Annotated in this window: 22 protein-coding genes and 1 other annotated feature; of the genes, 9 read left to right on the top strand and 13 right to left on the bottom strand. The window is 57.8% G+C overall.

The window, feature by feature from the left end:
- Positions 1 to 77 precede the first annotated feature (77 nt).
- Both DFO52_RS18205 and DFO52_RS18200 read left to right on the top strand, forming a co-directional pair.
- Entirely contained in the window at positions 78 to 989 is a 912-nt protein-coding gene (locus DFO52_RS18205; RefSeq protein ID WP_133550906.1) for an SPFH domain-containing protein, read from the top strand.
- Complete coding sequence (locus DFO52_RS18200; protein WP_023310619.1) at positions 986 to 1,438, top strand: NfeD family protein; 453 nt, start codon at positions 986 to 988, stop codon at positions 1,436 to 1,438. The genes DFO52_RS18205 and DFO52_RS18200 overlap by 4 nt, the downstream gene beginning before the upstream one ends.
- Here DFO52_RS18200 and cueR read toward each other — a convergent pair.
- Positions 1,435 to 1,845 (bottom strand): Cu(I)-responsive transcriptional regulator, encoded by a 411-nt coding sequence (cueR, locus tag DFO52_RS18195; RefSeq protein WP_032661458.1) that lies wholly within the window; start codon positions 1,843 to 1,845, stop codon positions 1,435 to 1,437. The two genes, DFO52_RS18200 and cueR, sit on opposite strands and share 4 nt — an antisense overlap.
- 108 nt (positions 1,846 to 1,953) lie before the next feature.
- Between cueR and copA the strand changes: the two genes are divergently transcribed.
- The 3 genes from copA to ybaK all read left to right on the top strand — a co-directional run bounded on the left by copA (position 1,954) and on the right by ybaK (position 5,976).
- Entirely contained in the window at positions 1,954 to 4,452 is a 2,499-nt protein-coding gene (gene copA / locus DFO52_RS18190; RefSeq protein WP_133550905.1) for a copper-exporting P-type ATPase CopA, read from the top strand.
- Between the two features lie 50 nt (positions 4,453 to 4,502).
- On the top strand, positions 4,503 to 5,297 hold the full coding sequence (locus DFO52_RS18185; RefSeq protein WP_133550904.1) for a TraB/GumN family protein: 795 nt from the start codon (positions 4,503 to 4,505) through the stop codon (positions 5,295 to 5,297).
- Positions 5,298 to 5,496: 199 nt separating this feature from the next.
- The gene (ybaK, locus tag DFO52_RS18180) at positions 5,497 to 5,976 is read left to right on the top strand and encodes a Cys-tRNA(Pro)/Cys-tRNA(Cys) deacylase YbaK (RefSeq protein ID WP_023310615.1); all 480 of its coding nucleotides are present in this window, start codon (positions 5,497 to 5,499) and stop codon (positions 5,974 to 5,976) included.
- 121 nt (positions 5,977 to 6,097) lie between these two features.
- On the opposite strand, the gene ushA is transcribed toward ybaK, so the two are convergent.
- Positions 6,098 to 7,750, bottom strand: coding sequence for a bifunctional UDP-sugar hydrolase/5'-nucleotidase UshA (gene ushA / locus DFO52_RS18175; RefSeq protein WP_133550903.1), 1,653 nt, complete (start codon positions 7,748 to 7,750; stop codon positions 6,098 to 6,100).
- A 169-nt stretch (positions 7,751 to 7,919) separates the two neighbouring features.
- Here ushA and DFO52_RS18170 point away from each other — a divergent pair, with 169 nt between their 5' ends.
- Both DFO52_RS18170 and ybaL read left to right on the top strand, forming a co-directional pair.
- Complete coding sequence (locus DFO52_RS18170; RefSeq protein WP_133550902.1) at positions 7,920 to 9,128, top strand: MFS transporter; 1,209 nt, start codon at positions 7,920 to 7,922, stop codon at positions 9,126 to 9,128.
- A 229-nt stretch (positions 9,129 to 9,357) separates the two neighbouring features.
- Complete coding sequence (gene ybaL / locus DFO52_RS18165; RefSeq protein ID WP_047648529.1) at positions 9,358 to 11,034, top strand: YbaL family putative K(+) efflux transporter; 1,677 nt, start codon at positions 9,358 to 9,360, stop codon at positions 11,032 to 11,034.
- A 92-nt stretch (positions 11,035 to 11,126) separates the two neighbouring features.
- Here ybaL and DFO52_RS18160 read toward each other — a convergent pair whose 3' ends face one another.
- The 9 genes from DFO52_RS18160 to DFO52_RS18120 all read right to left on the bottom strand — a co-directional run bounded on the left by DFO52_RS18160 (position 11,127) and on the right by DFO52_RS18120 (position 20,493).
- Positions 11,127 to 12,431, bottom strand: a complete 1,305-nt coding sequence (locus DFO52_RS18160; RefSeq protein WP_029741032.1) for an inosine/guanosine kinase — start codon at positions 12,429 to 12,431, stop codon at positions 11,127 to 11,129.
- A 62-nt stretch (positions 12,432 to 12,493) separates the two neighbouring features.
- Complete coding sequence (gene hemH, locus DFO52_RS18155; RefSeq protein WP_029741031.1) at positions 12,494 to 13,456, bottom strand: ferrochelatase; 963 nt, start codon at positions 13,454 to 13,456, stop codon at positions 12,494 to 12,496.
- 124 nt (positions 13,457 to 13,580) lie between these two features.
- Complete coding sequence (adk, locus tag DFO52_RS18150; protein WP_006809841.1) at positions 13,581 to 14,225, bottom strand: adenylate kinase; 645 nt, start codon at positions 14,223 to 14,225, stop codon at positions 13,581 to 13,583.
- A gap of 194 nt (positions 14,226 to 14,419) precedes the next feature.
- On the bottom strand, positions 14,420 to 16,294 hold the full coding sequence (gene htpG / locus DFO52_RS18145; protein ID WP_133550901.1) for a molecular chaperone HtpG: 1,875 nt from the start codon (positions 16,292 to 16,294) through the stop codon (positions 14,420 to 14,422).
- A gap of 110 nt (positions 16,295 to 16,404) precedes the next feature.
- Positions 16,405 to 17,010, bottom strand: coding sequence for a recombination mediator RecR (gene recR, locus DFO52_RS18140; RefSeq protein WP_008499298.1), 606 nt, complete (start codon positions 17,008 to 17,010; stop codon positions 16,405 to 16,407).
- On the bottom strand, positions 17,010 to 17,342 hold the full coding sequence (locus DFO52_RS18135; protein WP_003858972.1) for a YbaB/EbfC family nucleoid-associated protein: 333 nt from the start codon (positions 17,340 to 17,342) through the stop codon (positions 17,010 to 17,012). Before DFO52_RS18135 ends, recR begins: the two co-directional genes overlap by 1 nt.
- A 54-nt stretch (positions 17,343 to 17,396) precedes the next feature.
- The gene (dnaX, locus tag DFO52_RS18130; RefSeq protein ID WP_133550900.1) at positions 17,397 to 19,325 is read right to left on the bottom strand and encodes a DNA polymerase III subunit gamma/tau; all 1,929 of its coding nucleotides are present in this window, start codon (positions 19,323 to 19,325) and stop codon (positions 17,397 to 17,399) included.
- Positions 18,003 to 18,067, bottom strand: a sequence feature (DnaX frameshifting element). (Overlaps the previous gene by 65 nt.)
- Positions 19,326 to 19,413: 88 nt before the next feature.
- Entirely contained in the window at positions 19,414 to 19,965 is a 552-nt protein-coding gene (gene apt, locus DFO52_RS18125; RefSeq protein ID WP_000127359.1) for an adenine phosphoribosyltransferase, read from the bottom strand.
- A 150-nt stretch (positions 19,966 to 20,115) separates the two neighbouring features.
- On the bottom strand, positions 20,116 to 20,493 hold the full coding sequence (locus tag DFO52_RS18120) for a DUF454 family protein (RefSeq protein WP_029741960.1): 378 nt from the start codon (positions 20,491 to 20,493) through the stop codon (positions 20,116 to 20,118).
- A 50-nt stretch (positions 20,494 to 20,543) separates the two neighbouring features.
- On the opposite strand from DFO52_RS18120, the gene priC reads away from it, so the two are divergent.
- Entirely contained in the window at positions 20,544 to 21,071 is a 528-nt protein-coding gene (gene priC / locus DFO52_RS18115; protein ID WP_133550899.1) for a primosomal replication protein N'', read from the top strand.
- A gap of 14 nt (positions 21,072 to 21,085) precedes the next feature.
- Complete coding sequence (gene rsmS / locus DFO52_RS18110) at positions 21,086 to 21,244, top strand: pleiotropic regulatory protein RsmS (protein ID WP_032641955.1); 159 nt, start codon at positions 21,086 to 21,088, stop codon at positions 21,242 to 21,244.
- Between the two features lie 54 nt (positions 21,245 to 21,298).
- Here the strand turns inward: rsmS and mscK are convergent, their stop codons facing one another.
- Positions 21,299 to 24,646: a mechanosensitive channel MscK gene (gene mscK / locus DFO52_RS18105; protein WP_029741962.1), complete on the bottom strand. Its 3,348-nt coding sequence runs from the start codon at positions 24,644 to 24,646 to the stop codon at positions 21,299 to 21,301.
- A 113-nt stretch (positions 24,647 to 24,759) separates the two neighbouring features.
- Complete coding sequence (gene acrR / locus DFO52_RS18100) at positions 24,760 to 25,413, bottom strand: multidrug efflux transporter transcriptional repressor AcrR (RefSeq protein ID WP_023310602.1); 654 nt, start codon at positions 25,411 to 25,413, stop codon at positions 24,760 to 24,762.
- Positions 25,414 to 25,507: the final 94 nt, after the last annotated feature.

Below are 25,507 nucleotides of genomic sequence, written 5' to 3'. Positions count from 1 at the left end.
GTCGGCATGGTTCGAGCGAGCAGATGCCACCGGCTGAATATGAAAACCTATATTATCAACGGCTCAGAAGTGTCTAGATTATCCGTGGCGATTCACTTATTTTCGTTGCGCTGGTTATTGTGGGCGCAGGCGTCAAAATTGTCCCTCAGGGTTATCAGTGGACCGTCGAGCGTTTCGGTCGCTACACCAACACCCTCCAGCCGGGCTTAAGCCTGATCGTCCCGTTCATGGACAGAATCGGTCGCAAGATCAACATGATGGAACAGGTGCTGGACATTCCGTCTCAGGAGATCATCTCCAAGGATAACGCCAACGTCACCATCGACGCCGTCTGCTTTATTCAGGTGATTGATGCGCCGAAAGCGGCCTATGAGGTCAGCAACCTGGAGCTGGCGATCGTCAACCTGACGATGACCAACATCCGTACCGTGCTCGGCTCGATGGAGCTGGACGAGATGCTTTCCCAGCGCGACAGCATCAATACCCGCCTGCTGCATATTGTCGATGAGGCAACCAACCCGTGGGGGATCAAGGTCACCCGTATCGAGATCCGCGACGTGCGTCCGCCGGCTGAGCTGATCGCCTCCATGAACGCCCAGATGAAGGCCGAGCGAACCAAGCGCGCCTACATTCTGGAAGCCGAAGGGGTGCGTCAGGCGGAGATCCTCAAAGCGGAAGGTGAAAAACAGTCGCAGATCCTGAAAGCGGAAGGCGATCGTCAGTCCGCATTCTTACAGGCGGAAGCGCGTGAACGTTCGGCAGAAGCGGAAGCCCGCGCCACTCAGATGGTGTCCGAAGCGATTGCCGCCGGTGATATCCAGGCCGTGAACTACTTTGTCGCGCAAAAATATACCGACGCGCTAAAACAGATCGGCTCGGCGAACAACAGCAAAGTGGTGATGATGCCGCTGGAGGCCAGCAGCCTGATGGGCTCTATCGCCGGTATTGCCGAACTGATTAAAGACAGCGGAAACGAGCGTAAAAAATGATTGAGCTGATCGCTGCACATCCTCATGCCTTCTGGCTAAGCCTCGGCGGCTTATTGCTGGCGGCGGAGATGCTGGGCGGTAACGGCTACCTGCTCTGGAGCGGTGTTGCCGCCGTCATTACGGGCCTTCTGGTCTGGATCCTTCCTCTGGACTGGGCGTGGCAGGGTGCACTGTTTGCCGTGCTGACGCTGGTGGCCGCCTGGCTATGGTGGCGCTGGCTAAACCGGCGGGTTAACGAGCAGAAGCCGCTGGACGCGCACCTTAACCAGCGAGGACAGCAGATTGTCGGCAAGCGTTTTACGCTCGACACCGCGCTGGTGAACGGGCGCGGGCATATGCGCGTGGGCGACAGCTCGTGGCCGGTGGTCGCCGACGACGACCTCAGCGCCGGCACGCGGGTTGAGGTCATTGCTGTGGAAGGCATTACCCTGCGGGTGAAGGCCTGTTAGGCAGAGGCCTTACGATGACAGCAGCCGGCAAGATTATCGATAATCGGGCAGTCGGCGCTGTCATCCCCCGGACAGGATTCCGCGAGCTGCAGCAGCTGTTCGCGCATCGCCTGCAGCTCGATGATGTGGCGTTCGATCTCGGCCACTTTTTCCAGCGTGCGTTTTTTCACGTCGGCGCTATGACGCTTCGGATCGTTAAACAGGTTTACCAGCTCGCCGCACTCTTCCAGGTTAAAACCGACCTGCCTTGCCTGGCGCAGTAGCGTCAGCTCATCAATATGCAGTTTCGTATAGCTGCGGTAGCCGTTTTCGCTGCGCAGCGGTGGCGTCACCAGCCCCTTCTCTTCATAAAAGCGGATTGCCTTGCTGGTTAAGCCGGTTTTTTTTGCCACGTCACTGATATTCACATTTCCCCCTTGACCTTCCCCTTGATGGAAGGTTTAACCTTCATAACAGTTAGCGAAAAGCGTTACTCCGGTCAACTACTGACCAGTTCATTATACGGGAGTTTTGTTATGTCTCACACTATCGACCTGACGCTGGACGGCCTCTCATGCGGCCACTGCGTCAAACGCGTTAAAGAAAGCCTGGAACAGCGCCCTGACGTTGAAAGCGCTGACGTGACTATCGATCATGCCGCCGTCACCGGCAGCGCCAGCGCGGATGCGCTGATTGATACCATTAAGCAGGCCGGTTACGGGGCGGAGTTAAGCCACCCAAAGGCTAAACCGCTGGCAGAGTCATCATCCCCGTCGGAAGCGCTGACAGCGGCCACTCCTGAGCTTCCGGCAGCTGATGATATTGACGACAGCCAACAGCTGCTGATCAACGGCATGAGCTGCGCCAGCTGCGTCTCCCGGGTACAAAACGCCTTGCAGGCCGTACCGGGCGTCGCGCAGGCACGGGTCAATCTTGCGGAGCGTACTGCGCTGGTGATGGGCAGTGCCTCCGCCGCAGATTTAGTGCAGGCCGTTGAGAAAGCGGGCTACGGGGCGGAGGCTATCGAAGATGATGCCGAGCGCCGCGAGCGCCAGCAGGAAACGGCTATCGCTACCATGAAACGCTTCCGCTGGCAGGCAATTGTCGCCCTGCTGGTGGGTATTCCGGTGATGGTGTGGGGGATGATGGGTGACAACATGATGGTCACCGACGACAACCGCACGCTGTGGCTGGTGATTGGTCTGATTACTCTTGCGGTGATGGTGTTTGCAGGCGGGCATTTTTACACTAGCGCCTGGAAGAGCCTGAAAAACCGCACCGCGACGATGGATACGCTGGTGGCGCTCGGTACCGGCGCGGCGTGGCTCTATTCTATGAGCGTGAACGTCTGGCCCCAGTGGTTCCCGATGGAGGCGCGCCATCTCTACTATGAAGCGAGCGCGATGATTATCGGCCTGATTAACCTGGGCCACATGCTGGAAGCCCGCGCCCGCCAGCGCTCCTCGAAAGCGCTGGAAAGATTGCTTGATTTAACCCCGCCGACGGCCCGCGTGGTCACGGACGAGGGGGAGAAAAGCGTCCCGCTGGCGGAAGTTCAGCCCGGCATGACGCTGCGCCTGACGACGGGCGATCGCGTTCCCGTTGACGGTAAGATAACCCAGGGCGAAGCCTGGCTGGATGAAGCGATGCTGACCGGCGAGCCTATCCCTCAGCAGAAATCAGACGGCGACGCCGTTCATGCCGGTACGGTGGTGCAGGACGGCAGCGTGCTGTTTACCGCCAGCGCCGTCGGCAGCCACACGACGCTGTCGCGTATTATCCGCATGGTGCGCCAGGCGCAGAGCAGCAAGCCGGAAATTGGCCAGCTTGCTGACAGGATCTCGGCCATTTTTGTGCCGGTGGTGGTCGGCATTGCCCTGCTGAGCGCGGCGATCTGGTATTTCTTCGGCCCCGCACCGCAGATTGTTTACACCCTGGTGATCGCCACCACGGTGCTGATCATCGCCTGTCCTTGCGCCCTTGGCCTGGCGACCCCAATGTCGATTATCTCCGGCGTAGGCCGCGCGGCCGAATTTGGTGTACTGGTGCGGGATGCGGACGCGCTGCAGCGGGCCAGCACTCTCGACACGCTGGTGTTTGATAAAACCGGCACGCTGACCGAAGGCAAACCGCAGGTGGTGGCCGTCACTACCGCAGGCATTGCGCAAGAGGACGCGCTGCGCCTCGCCGCCGCGCTGGAGCAAGGCTCCAGCCATCCGCTGGCGCGCGCCATTCTCGATAAAGCGAATGCTTCTGCCCTGCCGCAGGTCAGCAATTTCCGCACCCTGCGCGGGCTCGGCGTCAGCGGTGAAGCAGAAGGCCACGCGCTGCTGCTGGGCAACCAGGCATTGCTCAATGAAAACGGTATTGATACCGCCGCGCTGGAAAGCGAGCTGAAGGCGCAGGCGTCTCAGGGCGCTACGCCGGTTCTGCTGGCGGTGGATGGCAAAGCCGCCGCGCTGCTGGCCGTGCGCGATCCGCTTCGCCAGGACAGCGTGGACGCCCTGCAGCGTCTGCACCGCGCCGGCTATCGTCTGGTGATGCTGACCGGGGACAATCCGACAACGGCCAACGCCATCGCGAAAGAAGCCGGAATTGATGAGGTCATTGCAGGCGTACTGCCGGACGGTAAAGCGGACGCCATCAAGAAACTGCAAAGTCAGGGTCGTCAGGCGGCGATGGTCGGCGACGGCATCAACGATGCCCCCGCGCTGGCCCAGGCGGACGTGGGGATTGCCATGGGCGGCGGGAGCGATGTCGCCATCGAAACCGCCGCCATTACGCTGATGCGCCATAGCCTGATGGGCGTTGCCGACGCGCTGGCCATTTCAAAAGCCACGCTGCGCAACATGAAGCAGAACCTGCTGGGGGCATTTATCTATAACTCTCTCGGAATCCCAATCGCGGCCGGTATTCTGTGGCCGCTGACCGGCACGCTGCTTAACCCGGTGGTCGCGGGCGCGGCGATGGCGCTCTCCTCCATTACCGTGGTGAGCAACGCCAACCGGCTGCTGCGCTTTAAACCGAAGGATTGAACCTTGTACCCGTACGCGCTAGCATGAACCTTTCCATTCATGGAGCGCGTATGGGTCTGTTTAATCGTATAAAAGCATCGTTTCGCGCCCTCTTTCCTCGCCGTTACGCCTGGCCCGGTCTGGATATCTCTCTTCCCGGCGGGCAACACCTGCACCTGGTCGGCAGCATCCATATGGGTACGCAGGATATGTCTCCCTTGCCACCCGGCCTGATAAAACTGCTGAAACGCGCCGACGCGCTGGTCGTTGAGGCGGACATTTCGGGTCAGGAGTCACCGTTTGCCGGGCTCGAGAGCGATCTCACCCTGGCGGAACGTCTGGATGATGCCCAGCTTGCCGAACTGACGCGCGTCGCGGATGAAACCGGCGTGTCGCTCTCCATGATTGACACCCTGCCGCTCTGGCAAATTGCGATGGTGCTGCAGGCCACACAGGCGCAGCGTCTGGGGCTGCGCGGTGACTACGGCATTGATTACCAGCTGCTGAACGCGGCAAAGGCGCGCAGCCTGCCCGTCATCGAGCTGGAAGGGACGGACAGCCAGATTGCGCTTCTGCGCCAGCTTCCCGACGACGGCCTGATGCTGCTGGATGATACGTTGACCCACTGGCACACCAACGCGCGCCTGCTGCAGACCATGATTGGCTGGTGGCTGGACGCGCCGCCTGAGGACGGTAAGCTGGCGTTACCGTCGACCTTCAGCGAATCGCTGTATGATGTGCTGATGAATGCGCGCAACAAAGCCTGGCGACAGACGCTGCATGCTTTGCCCGCGGGGCATTACGTGGTGGCGGTTGGGGCGTTACATTTGTACGGAGAAGGGAATTTGCCGTCACTGTTGAAATAAAAAAATGGCCAATATTTCTATTGGCCCGTCAAAGAGGAATTTCATCGTTTTTATTATGCCGAAGGAGACCTTCGGTTGAGCCGATTGTCGCTCAAAGTGACCATCACTGCCAATACTATTGCGCAAGATGGTGCTATTTTTTAGACAAACGTCAGGCGTATGCTGATGGCATGATTTGTCTGTCGTAAGAAGGATAGCTATGACTCCCGCCGTTAAATTACTCGAAAAAAACAACATTTCTTTCCGGATCCACACTTACGATCACGATCCGAATGAGACTAACTTTGGTGATGAAGTGGTGCGCAAGCTGGGGCTGAACGCGGACCAGGTTTATAAAACGCTGCTGGTGGCGGTGAATGGCGATATGAAACACCTCGCCGTCGCGGTTACCCCGGTCGCGGGACAGCTGGATCTGAAGAAAGTCGCCAAAGCCCTGGGGGCGAAGAAGGTGGATATGGCGGATCCGATGGTGGCGCAGCGCACCACGGGCTATCTGGTGGGCGGGATCAGTCCGCTCGGGCAGAAAAAACGCCTGCCGACGCTGATCGATGCGCCTTCACAGGAGTTTGAAACCATCTTTATATCCGGCGGCAAACGCGGGCTGGATATCGAGCTGGCGGCGGGCGACCTGGCGAAAATGCTGGACGCGAAGTTTGCGGATATTGCGCGCCGGGATTGAGAAAATTGCCCGGTGGCGGCTGCGAGGTAAAAACAAAACGGTAACAGGCGTTACCGTTTTTTGTGTTCGCGCCCTCTCCCGGTGGGAGAGGGTTGGGGTGAGGGCATCAGGCCGCACACCACTACTGCCAGCTCACCTCACCTTTCGGCTCGTAGGCATTCACGTCAATCGGCGAATTCTGCTCGATAAACTGCTTCAGCACTTCCGCATCGATAAAGCCGGTATTCACGTATCCCGGTTTGTTATCAATATGTGGATAGCCGTCGCCGCCGGTGGCGTTAAAGCTTAACGTCGCCAGACGGTACGTTTTAGCCGGGTCAACCGGTTCGCCTTTGATCTTCAGGTCGTTAAGCTTGCCGTCTTTCGCCACAAAGCTGACGTTGGCAAACTGCGGATAGGCCCCGGAATCCGGCTTCATCTGCGCCACGGCGGTCAGGTACTCAATCACCTCTTTCCCGCTCATGTCCGCATAGACCACCAGGTTGCCGAACGGCTGCACCTTCAGGACGTCTTTATAGGTGATGTTTCCACCTTCGATGGAATCACGAATGCCGCCGCCGCTCATCACGCCGAAGTCAGCGCCGGTGCGCGCCATTTGCGCCGCCAGCACCAGGTGGCCCATGTTGGTCTGCACGAAGCGAACTTTACTGCGGTCCCCCTCCAGACGCCCGTTCAGCGTGCCGATTTTCACGTCCAGCTGTGCCTTTCCTTTGTTCTGGAAAGGCGTCAGCAGGGAGAGCATCTGCTGGTTTTCTGGAATCTCTGGCGTGTAAAGTACGCGCTCACTTTTCCCGTCCGGGTAGGTGACTTTCTTCTTCAGGTTGACCGGGATGAGCTGATAATGGACCAGCTTCATCTCGCCGTTACGGAACTCGAAATCCGCCCGGCCGACGTATTTGCCCCACTCGTGCGCCTGAACAATCCAGATACCGTTCTGACGGTCCGGCGCGCACGGCGTGCCCGGCACATAGTCCACCTGCTTTTTGTTCTCCGAGGCCATGCACACCGGATCCTGTGAGTGACCGCCCACAATCATTGCCAGCGAGCCCGCGGGCAGGCTGCGCGCCATTTCCACGTCGCCGGGCGCGTTAGAGCCGTGCTCGCCGTTGTCGTAGTGCCCCATATGCGTGGTGGCGATAATCACGTCCGGCTTTTCGTTTTGCTGCAGCTCCTGAATCACCAGCTTCGCTTCGCCTGCCGGTTTGCGGAATTCGATATCGGTAAAGAACTCGGGATTACCAATTTTCGCCGTGTCGTCGGTGGTTAAGCCGATGACCGCAATCTTCAGATCCTGACGCTTAAACAGCGCCCACGGCTTAAACAGGCGTTCGCCGGTGCTTTTCTGGTAAATATTGGCGGAGAGGAAGGGGAATTTGGCCCATTTTTCCTGCTGGCGCAGCACGGTCAGCGGATTATCGAACTCGTGGTTACCCACGGCCATCGCGTCATAGCCAATCAGGTTCATGCCGCGAAAATCAGGTTCCGCGTCCTGTAAATCGGATTCCGGCACGCCGGTATTGATATCGCCCCCCGACAGCAGCAGCACGCTGCCACCCTGGGCCGCTACCTCTTTGCGAATGCCGTCCACCAGCGTTTTTTGTGCCGACAGGCCATATTCGCCGTATTCGCTGCGCCAGAAATGACCGTGGTGATCGTTGGTATGCAGAATGGTGATTTTATAGGTTTTGTCTTTTTCATACGCCTGCGCGGGCAGGCTTACCAGGCCCCATGCGGCGATGAGCGCCAGCGCGACGCCCCGCTTCATTAACTTCATCTTCTCTCTCCCTGACCAATAGACAAAGGCAAAAATTACAGTGACTAACAAGAATAGACAAATAAGTTTTCAGAATTGCGACTTTCTTCAAATGTCCCGGGCGGGTATGTTAGTCGGATAATAATTACACCCTGCATAACTAATAACTAAAGACGTGGTACTTCTCTCTATGGCAATCAGTGAATCAACCCAGCCCGTTCCGGGCGCGCCTACGTCGCGCACCTCCTTTAAAGTCTTAGGCGCAATCAGTCTCTCGCACCTGCTCAACGACATGATCCAGTCGTTGATACTGGCCATTTATCCGCTGCTGCAGTCCGAGTTCTCACTCACCTTCGTGCAGATCGGGATGATCACCCTGACCTTCCAGCTGGCTTCCTCACTGCTGCAGCCGGTGGTGGGCTACTGGACGGATAAATACCCGATGCCGTGGTCGCTGCCGATCGGCATGTGCTTCACCCTAAGCGGGCTGGTGCTGCTGGCCATGGCGGGGAGCTTTGAAGCCGTGCTGATTGCCGCCGCGCTGGTGGGCACCGGCTCGTCCGTTTTCCATCCGGAGTCCTCGCGCGTGGCGCGCATGGCCTCCGGGGGACGTCACGGTCTGGCGCAGTCGCTGTTCCAGGTGGGCGGTAACTTTGGTAGCTCTCTCGGCCCGCTGCTGGCCGCGGTGATTATTGCCCCTTACGGTAAAGGCAACGTGGCATGGTTTGTACTGGCCGCGCTGCTGGCGATCATCGTGCTGGCGCAGATCAGCCGCTGGTATGCCGCTCAGCATCGCGTGAATAAAGGGAAACCTAAAGCGAAGGTTATCAATCCCCTGCCGCGCAATAAGGTTATTCTGGCCGTCTCTGTGCTGCTGGTACTGATTTTCTCGAAATACTTCTATATGGCGAGCATCAGCAGCTATTACACCTTTTATCTGATGCAAAAATTCGGATTATCGGTACAGAATGCGCAAATCCACCTGTTTGCCTTCCTGTTCGCCGTCGCAGCCGGTACGGTCATTGGCGGGCCTGTGGGGGATAAGATTGGGCGTAAATATGTCATTTGGGGCTCTATCCTCGGCGTGGCGCCGTTTACCCTTATTTTGCCGTACGCGAACCTTGAATGGACGGGGATTTTAACCGTGATCATTGGTTTTATCCTCGCTTCCGCCTTTTCCGCCATTCTGGTTTATGCCCAGGAGCTGCTGCCTGGACGTATCGGTATGGTTTCCGGACTCTTTTTCGGTTTCGCCTTCGGCATGGGAGGGCTTGGCGCAGCGGTGTTAGGGATGGTTGCGGACCACACCAGTATCTTCCTGGTTTATAAAATCTGCGCTTTCCTGCCGCTTCTTGGGATGTTAACCATATTCCTGCCTGATAACCGTCATAAAGCCTGAATTACGGGTAGTCAAAGTTTTACTTTGGCTACCTGATACCCTTATGCCATAAGGGTTTCTTCTTCATCCCCTCGCTGAATTTATCAAAATGCGCTTTTTTACGTGCATATTGCTGTTTTATTCAAACTTCAACAATTATTCATAAACATAAGGGTAAAAATTGTCATAAACTATTACTCGGTTTTTTGGTTTTCGCCAAAAAGGAACACCCACAACGAAAGGAGACGGAATGCACCACGCCACACCGCTTATCACCACCATTGTTGGTGGACTTGTGCTCGCTTTTATCCTCGGCATGATTGCCAATAAACTGCGTATTTCTCCTCTTGTCGGCTATCTGTTAGCGGGTGTACTGGCGGGGCCGTTTACGCCAGGCTTCGTAGCGGATACCAAACTGGCCCCTGAGCTGGCGGAATTGGGCGTGATTCTGCTGATGTTTGGCGTCGGCCTGCACTTCTCCCTGAAGGATTTGATGGCGGTAAAGTCGATTGCCATACCGGGAGCGATCGCCCAGATAGGGGTGGCGACGCTGCTGGGGATGGCGCTTTCGGCGGTGCTGGGCTGGTCGTTAATGACCGGTATCGTTTTTGGGCTGTGTCTCTCAACCGCCAGTACCGTGGTGCTGCTGCGCGCGCTTGAAGAGAGACAGCTGATAGACAGCCAGCGCGGGCAAATCGCGATAGGCTGGCTGATCGTTGAAGATCTGGTGATGGTGTTGACGCTGGTGCTGCTGCCTGCCGTCGCCGGGATGATGGAAAAAGACAACGTCGGCTTTGCCTCGCTGGCGCTGGATATGAGTATTACCATCGGTAAGGTGGTGGCGTTTATCGCCATCATGATGCTGGTGGGCCGCCGTCTTGTGCCGTGGATCATGTCCCGCAGCGCGGCAACCGGCTCACGCGAGCTGTTTACCCTCTCCGTGCTGGCGCTGGCGCTGGGTATCGCTTTTGGTGCCGTAGAGCTGTTTGACGTCTCCTTTGCCCTGGGCGCGTTCTTCGCCGGGATGGTGCTGAACGAATCCGAGCTGAGCCACCGCGCGGCGCACGACACTCTGCCGCTGCGCGATGCCTTCGCCGTGCTGTTCTTCGTCTCCGTCGGAATGCTGTTTGACCCGATGGTCCTGATTCATCAACCGCTGGCCGTGCTGGGCACGCTGGCGATCATCATCTTTGGCAAGTCGCTTGCCGCCTTCTTCCTGGTGCGGATGTTCGGCCACTCCCCGCGGACGGCGTTGACCATCGCCGCCAGCCTGGCGCAGATCGGTGAGTTCGCCTTTATTCTGGCCGGTCTGGGCATGGCCCTGAACCTGCTGCCGCAGGCGGGGCAAAACCTGGTGCTGGCGGGGGCGATTCTGTCGATTATGCTGAACCCGGTGCTGTTTGCCCTGCTGGAAAAATACCTCGATAAAACCGAAACGCTGGAAGAACAGACGCTCGAAGAAGCCATCGAAGAAGAGAAGCAGATCCCGGTGGATATTTGCAATCACGCCCTGCTGGTCGGCTTTGGCCGCGTGGGCAGCCTGCTCGGTGAGAAGCTGATGGCGCAGGGGATTCCGCTGGTGGTGATTGAGACCTCACGCACCCGCGTCGACGAGCTGCGCGAGCGCGGTATTCGTGCGGTGCTGGGCAATGCGGCTAACGAAGAGATCATGAATCTGGCGCATCTGGACTGCGCGCGCTGGCTGCTGCTGACCATACCTAACGGCTATGAAGCGGGCGAGATTGTGGCTTCCGCGCGCGAGAAGTGCCCAACGATTGAGATTATCGCCCGGGCGCACTATGACGACGAGGTGGAGTACATTACCGAGCGCGGTGCGAATAAGGTGGTGATGGGCGAGCGCGAGATTGCGAATACGATGCTGACGCTGCTGGAGAATCCGCCGCTTGAAGAGGCGGTGACGAGTTAAGTTTTGAGCGGTCTGGTGCCCTCACCCTTGCCCTCTCCCACGGGGAGAGGGAACAAACACTAAAAACGGCAACCAGGGTTGCCGTTTTGCTTTTACCTGTCCCAGTACGCCTCTTCGAGGCTGTCTTCCCGTTCCGGCAGACCGCGCGTTAAGCGCGGAGAATGCTGGTTCAGTACTTGATAGCTCACGCGGTTGGCATATTTACACACCTGCGCCAGCGAGGAATAGGTCAGCCAGCTGAACTTGTGCTTGCTGGAGTTCGGCACGTTGGTTTTATGGTAGGCGTTAGCGGTGATGTCGTGCAGCAGTGCGGCCAGCGCGCCATCGCCCGCACCGTTGGTGTTCATGATCTTCTCCGGCCCGCCCATGTATGGCGCGATATGAGAGTAGATACGCAGCGGATTCACGCAGTCTTTGTAGCGCATGCCGCGGCTGAACTCGTACTGGTTGAACTCGGCAATCGCACCGGGCAGCAGCGGGTGCTGGGTTTTGCGCTTGCTCTCTTCTTCCGTGAAGCCCGCCATGTACAGCCCAACCGGGCCGGCGGTGCAGAGCACCAGATCTACCCAGTCCAGCGCTTTGTCAGACGCCAGCAGCGGATCGCTTTCACCGGTCAGCGCCTCGGCCTCTTCTTCGTTCATTGCCAGAATCGAGACGTGCTCTTTCAGGAAGGCCTGCCACCACTCCGGGTTATCGGCGATAACGAATTTCGTGCCCAGCGTCAGAACGACCGGCACGTTGTATTTCTTCGCGTACTCGATCGCTTTCATGGTCGCTTCCGGCATCGGCTCGCCCGGCTTACAGCGCACCAGGTAGGAGGTCAGCACCAGCGCCGAGGCGCCCGCAATCACCTCTTCCGGAATACTCTCGGCGCGCAGCTTGTTCATATGACCCGGGCTGATGGCAAAAGTACGCTCGCCGGAATCGCTAATCAGCGTAAAGCAGCGGCCAATAGGCCCGTCGACGCCCTGAAGGTAGTTCAGATCGGTACGGCTGGAGGTGTTGCAGAGATAGCGGTAGGCATAGCCACCGATTTCGATATTGCTGCACATCACGCCGAGCAGCACCGAGCGGTCGTCGGCCAGCACGGAGTAGTTATGCATGGTATTGCCGATGGTGCCACCGGCGAACTGATGGGTAATCAGGTTTTCGCGCACCAGCTCCTGGTACAGCGCTTCGGCAACGTCGTCCTCAATCACCAGCGAGTGACCGGCGCTCAGACCGTAACGGGCGACAAACGCATCATCCACTTTCGCTTCAATGTCCACCAGCGTCTGATCGATACCGACGACCCATGCCGCGCTGGTTTCGTTTTCTGGCTGGATTTGCTGCAGGAGCGGATCGCGGGCATCGACGGGGAAGTAGTGTTTGGATTTGCGTTTACCGGGAAATTTCATGGTCTGAACTGTACGAAGAATATGGGCCGGGAATGGTAGCACAAACCCGGCCCGGAGTGCGATCAGCGGCTGTTCGTTACCAGCGAGACCATCATGTCGATATGCTCAGGCGAGTCGTTAAGCGCCGGAATGTACTCGTACTTTTCGCCGCCAGCCTCAAGGAAAAATTCCCGGTTTTGCACCGCGATCTCCTCCAGCGTTTCCAGACAGTCGGCCGAGAAGCCCGGCGACATCACCTGAATGTGCTTTACGCCCTTCTCACCCAGCATTTTGAGGGTTTCATCGGTATACGGCGTCAGCCACGGCTCGCGGCCGAAGCGCGACTGGAAGGTCATCATCACCTTCTCCGGCGGCAGGCCAAGGGCGGAAACCAGCTCGCGCGTGGTATCGCGGCAGCGCTGCGGATAATCATCCCCTTCATTGGCGAAACGCTGCGGGATCCCGTGATAGGAAAGCAGCAGCAGATCCGGCTCGCCGTGCTTTTCAAACGACGCGCGCGCGCTGTTGGCAAGCGCCTGGATGTAGAGATCGTTATCCGCGTAGTCGCGAATAAAGGTCACGCCCGGAATGCGGCGGCGGGTCGCCAGAATGCGGGCCAGCTCGTCCCAGACGGCGGCCACCGTCGAGCAGGAATACTGCGGGTAGAGCGCCAGCACGACGATATGGTCCACGCCCTGCGCCAGCAGTGATTCCACCGCGCTTTTCAGGGACGGTTTTCCGTAGCTCATGCCGAGCGCGACGGGCATATCCGGCAGGCGGGCGGCCAGCGCTTTTTCCTGACGACGGCTGTAAACCATCAGCGGCGAGCCCTCTTCCATCCAGACGGACTGATAGAGTTTGGCGACGCGCGGAGAACGAATCGGCAGAATGACGCCACGCAGCAGCGGCCACCACAGCAGTCTCGGGAAATCCACGACGCGCGTGTCGCTTAAAAATTGTCGCAGGTAGCGTTTTACCGCGTCTGATGTAGGTGCTTCTGGAGTGCCCAGATTGGCAAGCAGGATGCCGGTTTTCGCCTGACTCATTCACGCCTCTTAACCATTTGATAGGTTGTCAATTGTAGCGGAAATGCGTTTAAACGAAACCCATTGCTGTAATAGGTAAGATGAGAATATTTCTCACCCGGGAACCCGGGTGAGAGGCGCGCGATTAGCCGAGGATTTTTTCCAGCTCTGCACGTACGTCAGCCACGGCTTTGGTGCCGTCAACTTTCGCGTATTTGGTGTTACCCGCCTGCGCTTCTTTGGTGTAGTAGCCGATCAGCGGCGCGGTCATCTGATGGTATTCCACCAGGCGTTTACGCACGGTCTCTTCCTGATCGTCTTTACGGGTGGTCAGCTCTTCGCCGGTCACGTCGTCTTTGCCTTCAACCTTAGGTGGGTTGAATTTGATGTGGTAAACGCGGCCAGAAGCAGCGTGTACGCGACGGCCAACGATACGGTCAACGATCAGCTCGTCCGGCACGTCGAACTCCAGAACGTAGTCCACGTTGATGCCCGCTTCTTTCATGGCGTCAGCCTGAGGAATGGTGCGCGGGAAGCCGTCCAGCAGGAAACCGTTACGGCAGTCTTCCTGAGCAATGCGCTCTTTGACCAGAGCAATAACCAGCTCGTCGGTTACCAGCTTGCCTGCGTCCATGATGTCTTTCGCTTGTTTACCCAGCTCGGAGCCAGATTTTACAGCGGCGCGCAGCATGTCACCGGTGGAGATTTGCGGAATACCGTATTTCTCCATGATGAACTGAGCCTGAGTTCCTTTACCCGCGCCCGGAGCGCCAAGCAGAATAATACGCATTGCGAAAATCCCCTCAAAAGTCGTTTCAATTTTTCAAAAGCGCTAAACAATACCACCAGAACGGGCATCGCTCAAGGAAGGCGGGAAGGCTGAAACGGTTAACGGGGGGAGATTATTTGGGAGGGTGCGGTCTGGTACCCTCACCCCGGCCCTCTCCCACGGGAGAGGGAGAAGACCAGGGGAGGCGTGGTCAATTACGCCAGCAGCAGCGCATTCACACGTTTAATGAACAGGTTAGGATCTTCCAGCGTGCCGCGCTCGGCCAGCAGGGACTGATCCAGCAGCAGCTCAACCCACTCGGCAAAGCGGGCGTCATCCTGGGTATCCGCCGCGCGTTTCACCAGAGGATGATCCGGATTAAGCTCAAAGATATATTTCACTTCCGGCATAGCCTGGCCCGCCGCAGCGAACAGTTTCGCCATCTGGGTGCTCATTTCGTCCGCATCGGTGGTGACAATCGCCGGGGTGTCGGTCAGACGGTGCGTGAAGCGCACCTCTTTCACGCGATCGCCCAGCAGGGTTTTCACGCGCTCAACGAACGGCTCCAGCGCCTTCTCGGCTTCTTTCGCGCTTTCGTCCACTTCATCCGCCAGCTTGTCGATGGATTCGTCCGCTTTGGCTACGGACTGGAACGCCTTACCGTCGAACTCGGTCAGGTAGTTCATCATCCACTCGTCGATGCGGTCAGAAAGCAGCAGCACTTCGATGCCTTTCTTGCGCAGAAGCTCCAGGTGCGGGCTGCTCTTCGCCGCCGCGTAGCTGTCGGCGGTGATGTAGTAGATCTTCTCCTGCCCTTCTTTCATGCGGGAGACGTACTCTTCCAGCGACACGGTCTGCGCGGAGGAGTCGGTGTGCGTAGAGGCGAAGCGCAGCAGTTTGGCGATGGTTTCAACGTTCGCGGTGTCTTCCGCCGGGCCTTCTTTCAGCACCAGGCCGAACTGTTTCCAGAAGGTCTGATATTTTTCAGCATCGTCTTTCGCCAGTTTTTCCAGCATCTGCAGCGCACGTTTGGTCAGGGCGTTGCGCAGGTTACGGGTGACGGTGCTGTCCTGCAGAATTTCACGCGAGACGTTCAGCGGCAGATCGTTAGAATCTATCAGACCGCGCACAAAGCGCAGGTAGTTCGGCATGAACTGCTCGGCGTCGTCCATGATGAACACGCGCTGCACGTACAGCTTCAGGCCGTGTTTGTGATCGCGGTTCCACATGTCCCACGGCGCCTGTGCCGGGATGTACAGCAGGCTGGTGTACTCCTGCTTACCTTCCACACGGTTGTGGCTCCAGGTCAGCGGGTCGGTAAAGTCGTGGGCAATGTGCTTGTAGAACTCGTTGTATTCGTCGTCTTTAATTTCAGACTTGTTGCGCGTCCACAGCGCCTGCGCCTTGTTGATCTTCTCCCAGGAAACCACGGTTTCGCCGTCTTTCTCTTCCTGTTTTTCAATCTCAACCGGCAGGGCGATGTGATCGGAATATTTGCTGATGATGGAGCGCACGCGCCAGTCGTTCAGGAAATCATCTTCCCCTTCGCGCAGGTGCAGGGTGATTTCGGTGCCGCGATCCGCCTTGGTGATGTCATCAACGGTGTATTCGCCTTCCCCTTTGGATTCCCACAGCACGCCGTTCTCGGCGCTGTCGCCTGCCGCACGGGTACGGACGGTAACTTTGTCGGCCACGATAAACGCCGAGTAGAAGCCCACGCCGAACTGGCCGATGAGCTGGCTGTCTTTCGCCTGGTCAGAGCCCATGGACTCGAGGAACGCTTTGGTGCCGGATTTGGCGATGGTGCCGAGGTGGTCGATCACCTCATCGCGGTTCATCCCGATGCCGTTATCGGCGATGGTCAGGGTGCGGTTCTCTTTATTGAACGAGACGCGCACGCGCAGCTCGCCGTCGCCTTCGTACAGGTCCGGGTTGGACAGCGCGCGGAAGCGCAGCTTGTCCGCAGCGTCCGAGGCGTTGGAAATCAGCTCACGCAGGAAAATTTCTTTGTTGGAATACAGGGAATGGATCATCAGGTGCAGAAGCTGTTTTACTTCTGACTGGAAACCACGGGTTTCTTGTCCTTTCATCTAAGTCGACCTCAACAATGCCATTTAATGGGGTTTTAAAACGTTGAGTGAGAGATGGGGATAAGGGGGGAAATTTTCAAGCGGAGGCCGCGCGCGCAGCCTCCGTTTGGTCAGAAAATAATCTTGTGACGCCCGGCCAGAGAGTGCGATAGCGTGGTGCCGTCGACCATTTCCAGCTCGCCGCCCACCGGCACGCCGTGGGCGATGCGGCTGGCGTCAACGCCGTACTGCGAGCACAGTTCGGCGATGTAGTTGGCGGTTGCCTCCCCTTCCACCGTTGGGTTGGTGGCGAGGATCACCTCTTTGATGGTTTCGGACTCAAGACGCTGTTCAAGGCGGTCAAGACCGATATCATCCGGGCCAATGCCGTCGAGCGGGGAGAGATGCCCCATCAGCACGAAGTAGCGGCCGGAAAACTGCCCGGTTTGTTCGATGGCGTAGATGTCCGCAGGACTCTCCACCACGCAAATCTGACCGTTTTCCTGACGACGCGGGTTCGTACAGATGTTACACACGTCCTGCTCGGTAAAGGTGCGGCAATCCGCACAGTGACCAATTTCTGACATGGCGCGGGTTAAAGCCTGCGCCAGGCGCATCCCGCCGCTGCGGTCGCGCTGCAATAGCGTAAACGCCATGCGCTGCGCCGACTTCGGGCCAACGCCCGGCAGGCAGCGCAGTGCTTCCATTAACTGCGTGAGCAGCGGACTGGTTTGCATCAGAATGGCATCTTGAAGCCAGGCGGCAGCTGCATACCGCTGGATACAGAGGCCATTTTCTCTTTCTGAGTTTCGTCGATACGGCGAGCGGCATCGTTAAACGCGGCTGCAACCAGATCTTCCAGCATCTCTTTGTCGTCTTCGAGCAGGCTCGGGTCGATTTCCACGCGACGGCAGTTGTGCGCACCGTTGATGGTCACTTTGACCAGACCGGCACCGGACTCACCCGTGACTTCCAGCTGAGCGATCTCTTCCTGCATCTTCTGCATTTTTTCCTGCATCTGCTGAGCCTGCTTCATCAGGCCACCCAGACCGCCTTTTCCACCAAACATAGGCTTCTCTCTTCTTTCACGTTTAAGGATTACAACCGTAAGTCAGACTCACGATCAAATGGGGCGAATACTCTCTTCATCCAGATCGGCGTCGAAGAACCGGCGCAGGGTCTGAATGTTGTTATCCGCAATAATCGCCTCGCGCGCCTGCGCGAGCTTTTCTTCATAAATGGCCTGGCGCCACTCGAGCGGCGTTTTCACTGCCGGATTATCATCTTCAATGATAGTCAATTCAACCGGCGCGCCCTGTAATGCGGTGAGCGCCTCGGCCAGCGCCTTTTGCGCGCCAGGGGAATTGAGGTGCCGCTGACCCGGACGCAGGTGCAAACGCACCTGATTGCCGTCCTGCTCTTTCCAGGCATTCAGCGCGACCTGCTCCACCAGCTTAGGCAGCTGAAGTTTGCTGACCTCGGCGGCCCAGGCGTCGCGCACTATGGACTCTTCGGCAAGCTTCGCGGAAAGCTCCGGCGTTTTCTCATGCTCCAGCGCCTTTTTCAGCGCTTTCGGCGTGGCGACCTCTTCCTTCACCTCTTCGGTGATGGTGCTTGCCTTCCAGCGGTAAGCCTCTTCTTTCACCGGGGCTTTCTGCTCGAGCGCGGACGGTGCAGGACGCGACTGTACGCGCTCCGTTACCGAGGCCAGTCGTTCAAGCGCGGCGTTGTTCACCGGCCGCGCTCTTCCTGGCGCTGCCGGTTCACTCTTTTTTGGTTTGGTTACTCCCTGCGCACGCTGCAGCTGGCTGCGTGCGGCAAGCACCGAACTGGTGGCATCCGACAGCGGCACGTTCTGCTGTGGCGGCGGTGTCGGCTGCGGTGGCACCTGCTGCGGCGACATCACCGCCGTAGGGGCGACCGGCGCGAAAGACTGCCGCGGCGCTTCCGGCTCCGGCAATGGCATGCGCGGGTGGAACGCCAGCGCGCGCAGCAGCGTCATTTCAACGCCCATTCTGGGGTCCGGCGCGAACGGTAACTCTTTGCGGCCAATCAGCAGCGTCTGGTAATACAGCTGCACGTCGGCAGGCGGCACGGTGCGGGCAAGTTCACGCATCCGCTGTTCGATAGCGGCCATATCCGCGCCGATGGCGGACGGAGAAAGCTGCAGCATCGCCACGCGGTGCAGCAGGCTGAGCATCTCAACCAGCAGTCCTTCCCATTCGATACCCCGGGCAGCGGCGGCATTCACCTGCGACATCACGCGCTCGCCGTTGGCGGCAATCATCGCTTCGATAAGCGACAGCGCCTGATCGTCATCCAGCGTGCCGAGCATGGTGCTGACCGCCTCGGTGGAGAGCTTGCCGTCACCGCTGGCAATCGCCTGGTCGGTCAGGCTGAGCGCATCACGCAGGCTACCGTCCGCCGCGCGGGCCAGCAGCTGCAGGGCGCGCGGCTCGTGAACGATCTTCTCTTCATCAAGAATGTGCTCAAGCTGAGCGCGGATCTGCTCAACGTCCAGCGCCTTCAAATGGAACTGCAGGCAGCGCGACAGGATCGTGACAGGCAGCTTTTGCGGATCGGTGGTCGCCAGCAGGAACTTCACGTGCGCGGGCGGCTCTTCCAGCGTTTTCAGCAGGGCGTTGAAGCTGTGGCGCGACAGCATGTGCACTTCATCGATCAGGTAGACCTTGAAGCGGCCGCGCGCCGGGGCGTACTGCACGTTATCGAGCAGATCGCGGGTATCTTCCACTTTGGTGCGCGAGGCGGCGTCGATCTCGATCAGATCGACAAAACGCCCCTGCTCGATCTCCCGGCAGTTATCACACACGCCGCACGGCGTGGCGGTGATCCCGGTTTCGCAGTTGAGACCTTTTGCCAGCAAGCGGGCAATAGAGGTCTTACCGACGCCGCGGGTGCCGGAGAAAAGATAGGCGTGATGGATGCGACCTAGCGACAAGCCGTTCGCTAGGGCCGTCAGCACATGTTCCTGACCGACAACGTCAGCAAAGGTTTGTGGTCGCCATTTACGGGCTAACACCTGATAACTCATGGGCAGGCTCTGCAACGCTGGAAGGTGAATTTATGGAGGGGAATGCTATCACAACCTCACCCATTGAGCGAGGTTGTGAAAACCGGGATTAATGACCCGGGAAAGGCACCAGGCTATAGCTGGTAATGCCCTGTTTTTCGAGGCGCTGTTCACCGCCGAGATCGAACAGGTTGATGATGAATGCCGCGTCGGTCACTTCACCACCCAGACGGCGGATCAGCTTCACGGTCGCTTCAATGGTACCGCCGGTTGCCAGCAGATCGTCCACCACCAGCACTTTGTCGCCAGGTTTGATCGCATCCACGTGGATCTCCAGCTGATCGGTGCCGTACTCCAGCTCATAGCTCTCAGCAATGGTTTCACGCGGCAGTTTGCGCGGCTTACGCACCGGCACAAAACCTACGCCCATTGCCAGCGCAACCGGTGCGCCAAACAGGAAGCCACGGGCTTCGGTACCTACTACTTTGGTGATCCCGGCGTTTTTATAACGCTCGACCAGCAGTTCAATGCTGAGCGCGTACGCTTTCGGGTCTTCCAGCAAGCTGGTGACATCACGGAAAAGAATGCCAGGCTTTGGATAGTCCTGGATGCTTTTGATGCTGTTTTTCAGATATTCAAGCTGCTGTGCAGTTGCGGTCATCGGTTTTGCCTAAATGAAACAGTGTTACTCACAGCGCGCAACGAGTCGGCCAAGGCAACAATTGTTTAACCTTTGACCAGGCGCACCTGTGCTCGAAAACGGTCGAATTTACTGGCTGCGCGTGATAATTGCAACAGCCATGATGAGGCTTCAGTGCTTTTGTTGCTTTTCATCAACCACGGGGATCCGCCACATGAAGATAAGCAGGCAGGAGAGGATCGCCAGCAGCAGAATGCGTACCCACATCATTTTCACCAGCCATAATGAAATAGCGAAGGTGATGAGGATCACCGCGATCGCGCGCGGCTTCGCGCCGGGCGGCATGGCCCGGTGTTTTTGCCAGTGCCGCAGATAGCCGCCAAACCATGAACGATAGAGCAGCCAGTGGTGAAAACGCGGCGACGAGCGGGCGAAGCACCAGGCCGCCAGCAGGATAAACGGGGTGGTCGGCAGCAAGGGTAAAAACACGCCCAGCGTGCCAAGCACTACCGCGAGCCAGCCAATGATGATTAAAATAGTACGCTTCATAATGCGAATCGTTATCAAACTGAACGGCTACTTTACCACTGGAGAGCGCCTTGAAAACAGCACTGCTTCTTGAGAGGCTGCAAAATCAGCTGATTGCTCTGCGGGAGCAGGCTAGACCGCTAATGGGGCACGCCACGCTGAAGCCGCGCTTTGACCGGCAGCTTTTTCGTACCCGCAGCACCGTCATTCAGGATTACCTGGCGGAAGCGCAGACGAACCTCGACGAGCTTCGCCATGCGGTTGAGAGTGAACAGCAGGAGCAGGTGGCGTGGCTTGCGGAGCATCTCACTGAACAGATCACCGCTCTGCATCGCGAAATCACCGCCTGGCCGCTGCGCGCCTGGGACAGCGCCTCGCCGGGGCTCGGTAAATGGCAGCGCAAGCGGCTGGAGAACCAGGAGTTTGAGCGCCGGCTGTTTGAGATGAAGCGCGAGCGCGAGACGCGGCTGAACAACAGCGAAACGCTGGAAGAGCAGCAGCTATTGATGCGCGAGATTAGCGCGCTGGAAGGACGCATCGTCCGCTGCCGGCAGGCGCGGGATGAGATTGAGCGCGTCATTGAACGTTTGACCCGTTAACAGGAGCCACACCCATGTCACTGGAAAATGCACCCGATGAGGTCAAGCTGGCCGTCGATTTGATTATGCTGCTGGAGAATCATGAGATCCCCGCCGAAACGGTACTTAAGGCGCTGGAGATTGTGCGGCGGGATTTTGAGGGTAAATTACCTTCACCCCGGCCCTCTCCCTGAGGGAGAGGGGGAAAATCGTTCCCTCGCCCCTGAGGGCAGAGGGAAAATAATAGATTACGCCGGAGTCGGATCGTCACCCTTGATGTCGCGCTTCACTTCCGTATGCTCATCACCCTTCTCGTTGCGCAGGTGAACCTCAAGCTGGTTGAAGGCGATATTAATATCGTTTTCACGGCACAGACGATCGATAGAGCGGTTAAGCTCATCCACCGTGTAGCTGCGGTCACGCAGCTCGCGCACGTATAAACGCAGCTCGTGATCCAGCGTGCTCGGCCCAAAGGTGGTGAAGAAGACCGCCGGAGCCGGATCGTGCATCACTTTCGGATGTTCTGACGCCGCCTTGAGCAGCACCTCTTTCACCTTCTCCAGATCCGATCCATAGGCTACGCCCAGGCGGATCACCACGCGCGTTACCGTATCCGAGAGCGACCAGTTGATCAGGCGCTCGGTCACGAACGCTTTGTTCGGGATGATCACCTCTTTGCGATCGAAGTCGGTGATGGTGGTGGCACGAATACGGATCTTGCTGACCGTACCGGAGAAGGTGCCGATGGTGACGGTATCGCCGATTCGTACCGGACGTTCGAACAGGATGATCAGGCCGGACACAAAGTTACCGAAGATCTCCTGCAGGCCAAAACCAAGACCGACCGAGAGAGCGGCCGCCAGCCACTGCAGTTTATCCCACGAGACGCCAAGCGAGCCAAAGACCGTCATCGCCCCAACAATAATGATCACGTAGTTGAGGATCGTGGTAATGGCGTAGGACGCCCCCTGGCGAAGATTCAGACGTGACAGGAGCAGCACTTCGAGCAGGCCTGGCAGGTTGCGAATCAGCGCCCAGGCCACCACCGACGACACCAGCGCAAACAGCAGGCTGCCCATGGTCACGCTTTTCATGACCGCCGCGCCCGCTTCGGTACCGTTGTATTGCCAGAGGGTAATACTGTCGAGATAGGCGAAAACGGTAATAAGATCGGACCAGATAGCCCAGAACATCACCGCAAACAGGGCGATCATCACCAGCATGGTGATGCGCAGCGTCTGCTGGTTAACCTGCTCCAGGGCGATGGTCGGCTCTTCCTGCGGCTCCGCGCCTTCGGCCCCCTCTTTCACCTGATGCTGACGACGCGCGATAGCACGACGATAGGCGATGCGGCGGGCCGCCACGCTCAGGCCGCGCAGCACGGTCTGATAGAGCAGGTTCCAGACGATCACCAGATAGACCGTTTCAATCCAGCGCCCGGACAGGCGCAGCGTGGTGTAGAAGTAGCCCGTTGCCGTCAGCACCATCAGCGCCAGCGGAATGATCGCCAGCACCGTCACGGTGGCCAGGCGAATATTGTGGGACTCTTTATCACGCCAGCTGTCGCGGCACATCGGCCACATAAGGATCGCAATCAGCAGCAGGTTCAGCAGGATAACCAGCTGGCCCAGCACGTCATCCATCAGATGCAGCGGGGAAAGCTCAGAGACAACCGACCAGAAGTGCAGCGGCAGGAGCGCCAGGCTGATGCGCACAATCTGACGACGCCAGTGGCTGGTCAGCTGCGCAGGCATGTTGAAATGACGCACCGCCACGCCGTCTTTTTCCAGCACCTTCCAGCACACGCCAAATACCAGCCAGAACAGCGCCAGTTTTTTACTGAACGCCCACAGCAGATCGCTGACGTTGAGCTGCATGGTCAGCAGAATCAGGCCCACGGCCAGAATAATCAGGCACACCGGCAGGGCGCGGATGAGATCGATCAAAATCGCTTTTGGCGTATGGAGCTGGCTGTCGTTGCGCAGCTGCCCCACTTCGGACGCCAGCTTCGCCTGATATTTTTTCAACCAGCCCAGACGCCAGCGGATCAGGCCGGCAATCAGCAGCAGCGGTAATCCCGCCAGCAGGGCAATCGTCACCGCAGGCCAGGCTTTCTCCCAGTTTACGGTGATCTTCATGCTCTTAATCTGCGTTTTCAGCGTTTCCGGGAAGGATTTGACCCAGTCCCAGTCCATCGGCTTGTTGCTGTTCACCCAGAAAATCTGCTGGGTCAGGATCTCCTGCAGACTTTTCGAGACGCTCACCAGCTGCTGCTGGTTGATTTGCAGGTTAATGGCCATCATCAGCTGGTTGCCCAGCTGTTTGTTGAGCTGGTCCAGCAGCTCGCGACGCATATCCACGACCTGGAGCAGCGCGTCGTGCACTTCCGGGTTCACGTCGCTGGAATGCCCCTCTTCAATTTTGGCGACAAAGGTATCGCTCTGGAAAAGGGCATCGCGCTGCTGGTTGACGTCAAACTGTTCCAGACGTAAATCCGCAATGCGGTTGGTCATGTCCTCCAGCTCATCGGCGGACGGGAGCGTCTGCTGCTGCTGGTAGAGAATACGCGACAGCAGGAGGCTACCCTTCAGAACCGCAATCTGCTCTTTGATGTTGCGCTCAGCCTGCAGCGCGCGATCCAGCCAGTTCTTCACTTTGATATTTTGCTGAACCAGCGAGTTACCGTTTTCCGTCGCCAGTATCAGGCGCTGGCTAAGCTGGTGGTTGGCCTCGAGCTCCTGTTTCACCAGCGGATTCGCCTGAATGCGGGCGGTTTCGTCAGGGGATACGGCCTCCTGGGCGGTTTTTTCCGTCAGGGTCAGGCGTTTGCTGTTTACCGCCTCCTGCAACAGCTGAAGCTGGTGTTCCAGGCGATTAATATTCGCGGTGACGTAATCACGCTGTTTCTGAAGCGTGTCCTGCAGCACCGTATTCCCTTCAAGGCTTTTACGCTGCTGTTCGATTTGCGCATTGAGCAAGGTCTGCTGAACCAGCAGCAGGGTTTGCTGCGTCGGGCGCAGCGTGCCTTCGCCGACCGTCGTGCCGTTCAGACGGTTGCGGATCTGCTGCAGCTGCTGAGACGCGGCGTACATCGCGTTTTGCACGCGCTCGGGCTGGGTCTGCAGCGAGACAAGCTGGCTGTTATAGGTCGCGAGGTCGGACTGCGCGGTTTGCAGGTCGTCGAGCAGTTGCGCGACGCGAGACTCCAGCTGGCGTAAGGAGAGCGTCGAGAGCGTCTTGCGCGTCTCGTCGTCGTTATCCACATCGCTGAGGGCATTTAGCGCGTCGGTGGCCTTACGCATGTTTTCAGGCGCCTGCGCCACCTTCTGACGAAGCTGGACGGTTTCCGCTTTGATGCGTTCAATTTTATCCAGCGTTTCCAGCGTTTCCGTCAGGTCCTGCTGGACGAGTTTATCCTGAGGGGAGAGATCTTTTTGTTTGTTCAGCGTGTCGAGCTGCGACTGAACATCGCCGCGCGAGGGAATATCATTGCTGTTATCGGCGCGGGCCCAGGTCAGCGGCGCCGTGGCGAAGAAAAACAGCATCGCAAAGAGCAATGCAAAAACAGGATGTTGCGAGCGATTGATGGGCAGCATAGTTGTGAATGATGTCAGAAGATGACCGAAAATAGTCCGGCGTGAAGAATATCACGCTCGCTGAAAGCAGAATAGCGCGAACGTTATCCTCTGAGATAAATCCTGGAAAGGGATCAGGCCGTTAGCGAAGGCGCGTCGCTGCGCAGCGTGGGGCAGAGCTGTAGCATTTCCAGTAAAATCGCCACGTAGCTGCGGGCTTCCTCTTTGAGGTCAAAGGACTGCGGCGCGAAAAGCCAGTTTTCCATCAGACCGGAAATGTAGCTGCGCATCAGGATTGCCGCCCGTCGGGTCAAGAGATTGGCCGGTAATAGTTTTGCCTGCATACACAGGTTCAGGTTCTGTTCAATACGATCATAGCTCTCCAGGCTAAGGCTGCGTTGTGCCTGCTGCACCACCGCCATCTCGCCCACGAACTCGCATTTATGAAAAATAATCTCCATCATTAATCTGCGACGTTCTTCAACTACCGTTGCTTCAAGGATATATACTAATATTTCTCTCAATACTGAGAGTGGATCGTCAGGGAATTTTGCCCGATACTCACTCTCGAGATCGCTAATGCTGGACTCTGAAAGCTCCCAGATTTCACTGAACAGATCTGACTTATCTTTAAAATGCCAGTAAATCGCTCCTCGCGTCACACCGGCAGCCTGAGCAATCTGCGCCAGCGAGGTGGATGAAACACCCTGCTGCGAGAACAAACGTATTGCCACATCCAGAATGTGTTGTCGGGTTTCCAGCGCTTGTTGTTTAGTTTTTCGTGCCATAGGTGGGTGAATTTACAGGAGTCAGATTTACATACATTTGTGAATGTATGTACCATAGCATGACGATAATATAAACGCAGCAATGGGTTTTTAG

This window comes from Enterobacter sp. AG326, assembly GCF_004362415.1.
Taxonomy (GTDB): domain Bacteria; phylum Pseudomonadota; class Gammaproteobacteria; order Enterobacterales; family Enterobacteriaceae; genus Enterobacter; species Enterobacter asburiae.
The sequence above is the reverse complement of the archived record's forward strand: the minus strand, read 5'-3'. Positions and strand labels throughout refer to the sequence as shown.

What these genes read in the sequence shown, in the direction of transcription:
- DFO52_RS18200 (WP_023310619.1), top strand. Translation starts at nt 986, where the DNA reads ATGATTGAGCTGATCGCTGCACATCCTCATGCCTTCTGGCTAAGCCTC.
- copA (WP_133550905.1), top strand. Translation starts at nt 1,954, where the DNA reads ATGTCTCACACTATCGACCTGACGCTGGACGGCCTCTCATGCGGCCAC.
- DFO52_RS18185 (WP_133550904.1), top strand. Translation starts at nt 4,503, where the DNA reads ATGGGTCTGTTTAATCGTATAAAAGCATCGTTTCGCGCCCTCTTTCCT.
- ybaK (WP_023310615.1), top strand. Translation starts at nt 5,497, where the DNA reads ATGACTCCCGCCGTTAAATTACTCGAAAAAAACAACATTTCTTTCCGG.
- ushA (WP_133550903.1), bottom strand. Translation starts at nt 7,750, where the DNA reads ATGAAGTTAATGAAGCGGGGCGTCGCGCTGGCGCTCATCGCCGCATGG.
- DFO52_RS18170 (WP_133550902.1), top strand. Translation starts at nt 7,920, where the DNA reads ATGGCAATCAGTGAATCAACCCAGCCCGTTCCGGGCGCGCCTACGTCG.
- ybaL (WP_047648529.1), top strand. Translation starts at nt 9,358, where the DNA reads ATGCACCACGCCACACCGCTTATCACCACCATTGTTGGTGGACTTGTG.
- DFO52_RS18160 (WP_029741032.1), bottom strand. Translation starts at nt 12,431, where the DNA reads ATGAAATTTCCCGGTAAACGCAAATCCAAACACTACTTCCCCGTCGAT.
- hemH (WP_029741031.1), bottom strand. Translation starts at nt 13,456, where the DNA reads ATGAGTCAGGCGAAAACCGGCATCCTGCTTGCCAATCTGGGCACTCCA.
- adk (WP_006809841.1), bottom strand. Translation starts at nt 14,225, where the DNA reads ATGCGTATTATTCTGCTTGGCGCTCCGGGCGCGGGTAAAGGAACTCAG.
- htpG (WP_133550901.1), bottom strand. Translation starts at nt 16,294, where the DNA reads ATGAAAGGACAAGAAACCCGTGGTTTCCAGTCAGAAGTAAAACAGCTT.
- recR (WP_008499298.1), bottom strand. Translation starts at nt 17,010, where the DNA reads ATGCAAACCAGTCCGCTGCTCACGCAGTTAATGGAAGCACTGCGCTGC.
- DFO52_RS18135 (WP_003858972.1), bottom strand. Translation starts at nt 17,342, where the DNA reads ATGTTTGGTGGAAAAGGCGGTCTGGGTGGCCTGATGAAGCAGGCTCAG.
- dnaX (WP_133550900.1), bottom strand. Translation starts at nt 19,325, where the DNA reads ATGAGTTATCAGGTGTTAGCCCGTAAATGGCGACCACAAACCTTTGCT.
- apt (WP_000127359.1), bottom strand. Translation starts at nt 19,965, where the DNA reads ATGACCGCAACTGCACAGCAGCTTGAATATCTGAAAAACAGCATCAAA.
- DFO52_RS18120 (WP_029741960.1), bottom strand. Translation starts at nt 20,493, where the DNA reads ATGAAGCGTACTATTTTAATCATCATTGGCTGGCTCGCGGTAGTGCTT.
- rsmS (WP_032641955.1), top strand. Translation starts at nt 21,086, where the DNA reads ATGTCACTGGAAAATGCACCCGATGAGGTCAAGCTGGCCGTCGATTTG.
- mscK (WP_029741962.1), bottom strand. Translation starts at nt 24,646, where the DNA reads ATGCTGCCCATCAATCGCTCGCAACATCCTGTTTTTGCATTGCTCTTT.
- acrR (WP_023310602.1), bottom strand. Translation starts at nt 25,413, where the DNA reads ATGGCACGAAAAACTAAACAACAAGCGCTGGAAACCCGACAACACATT.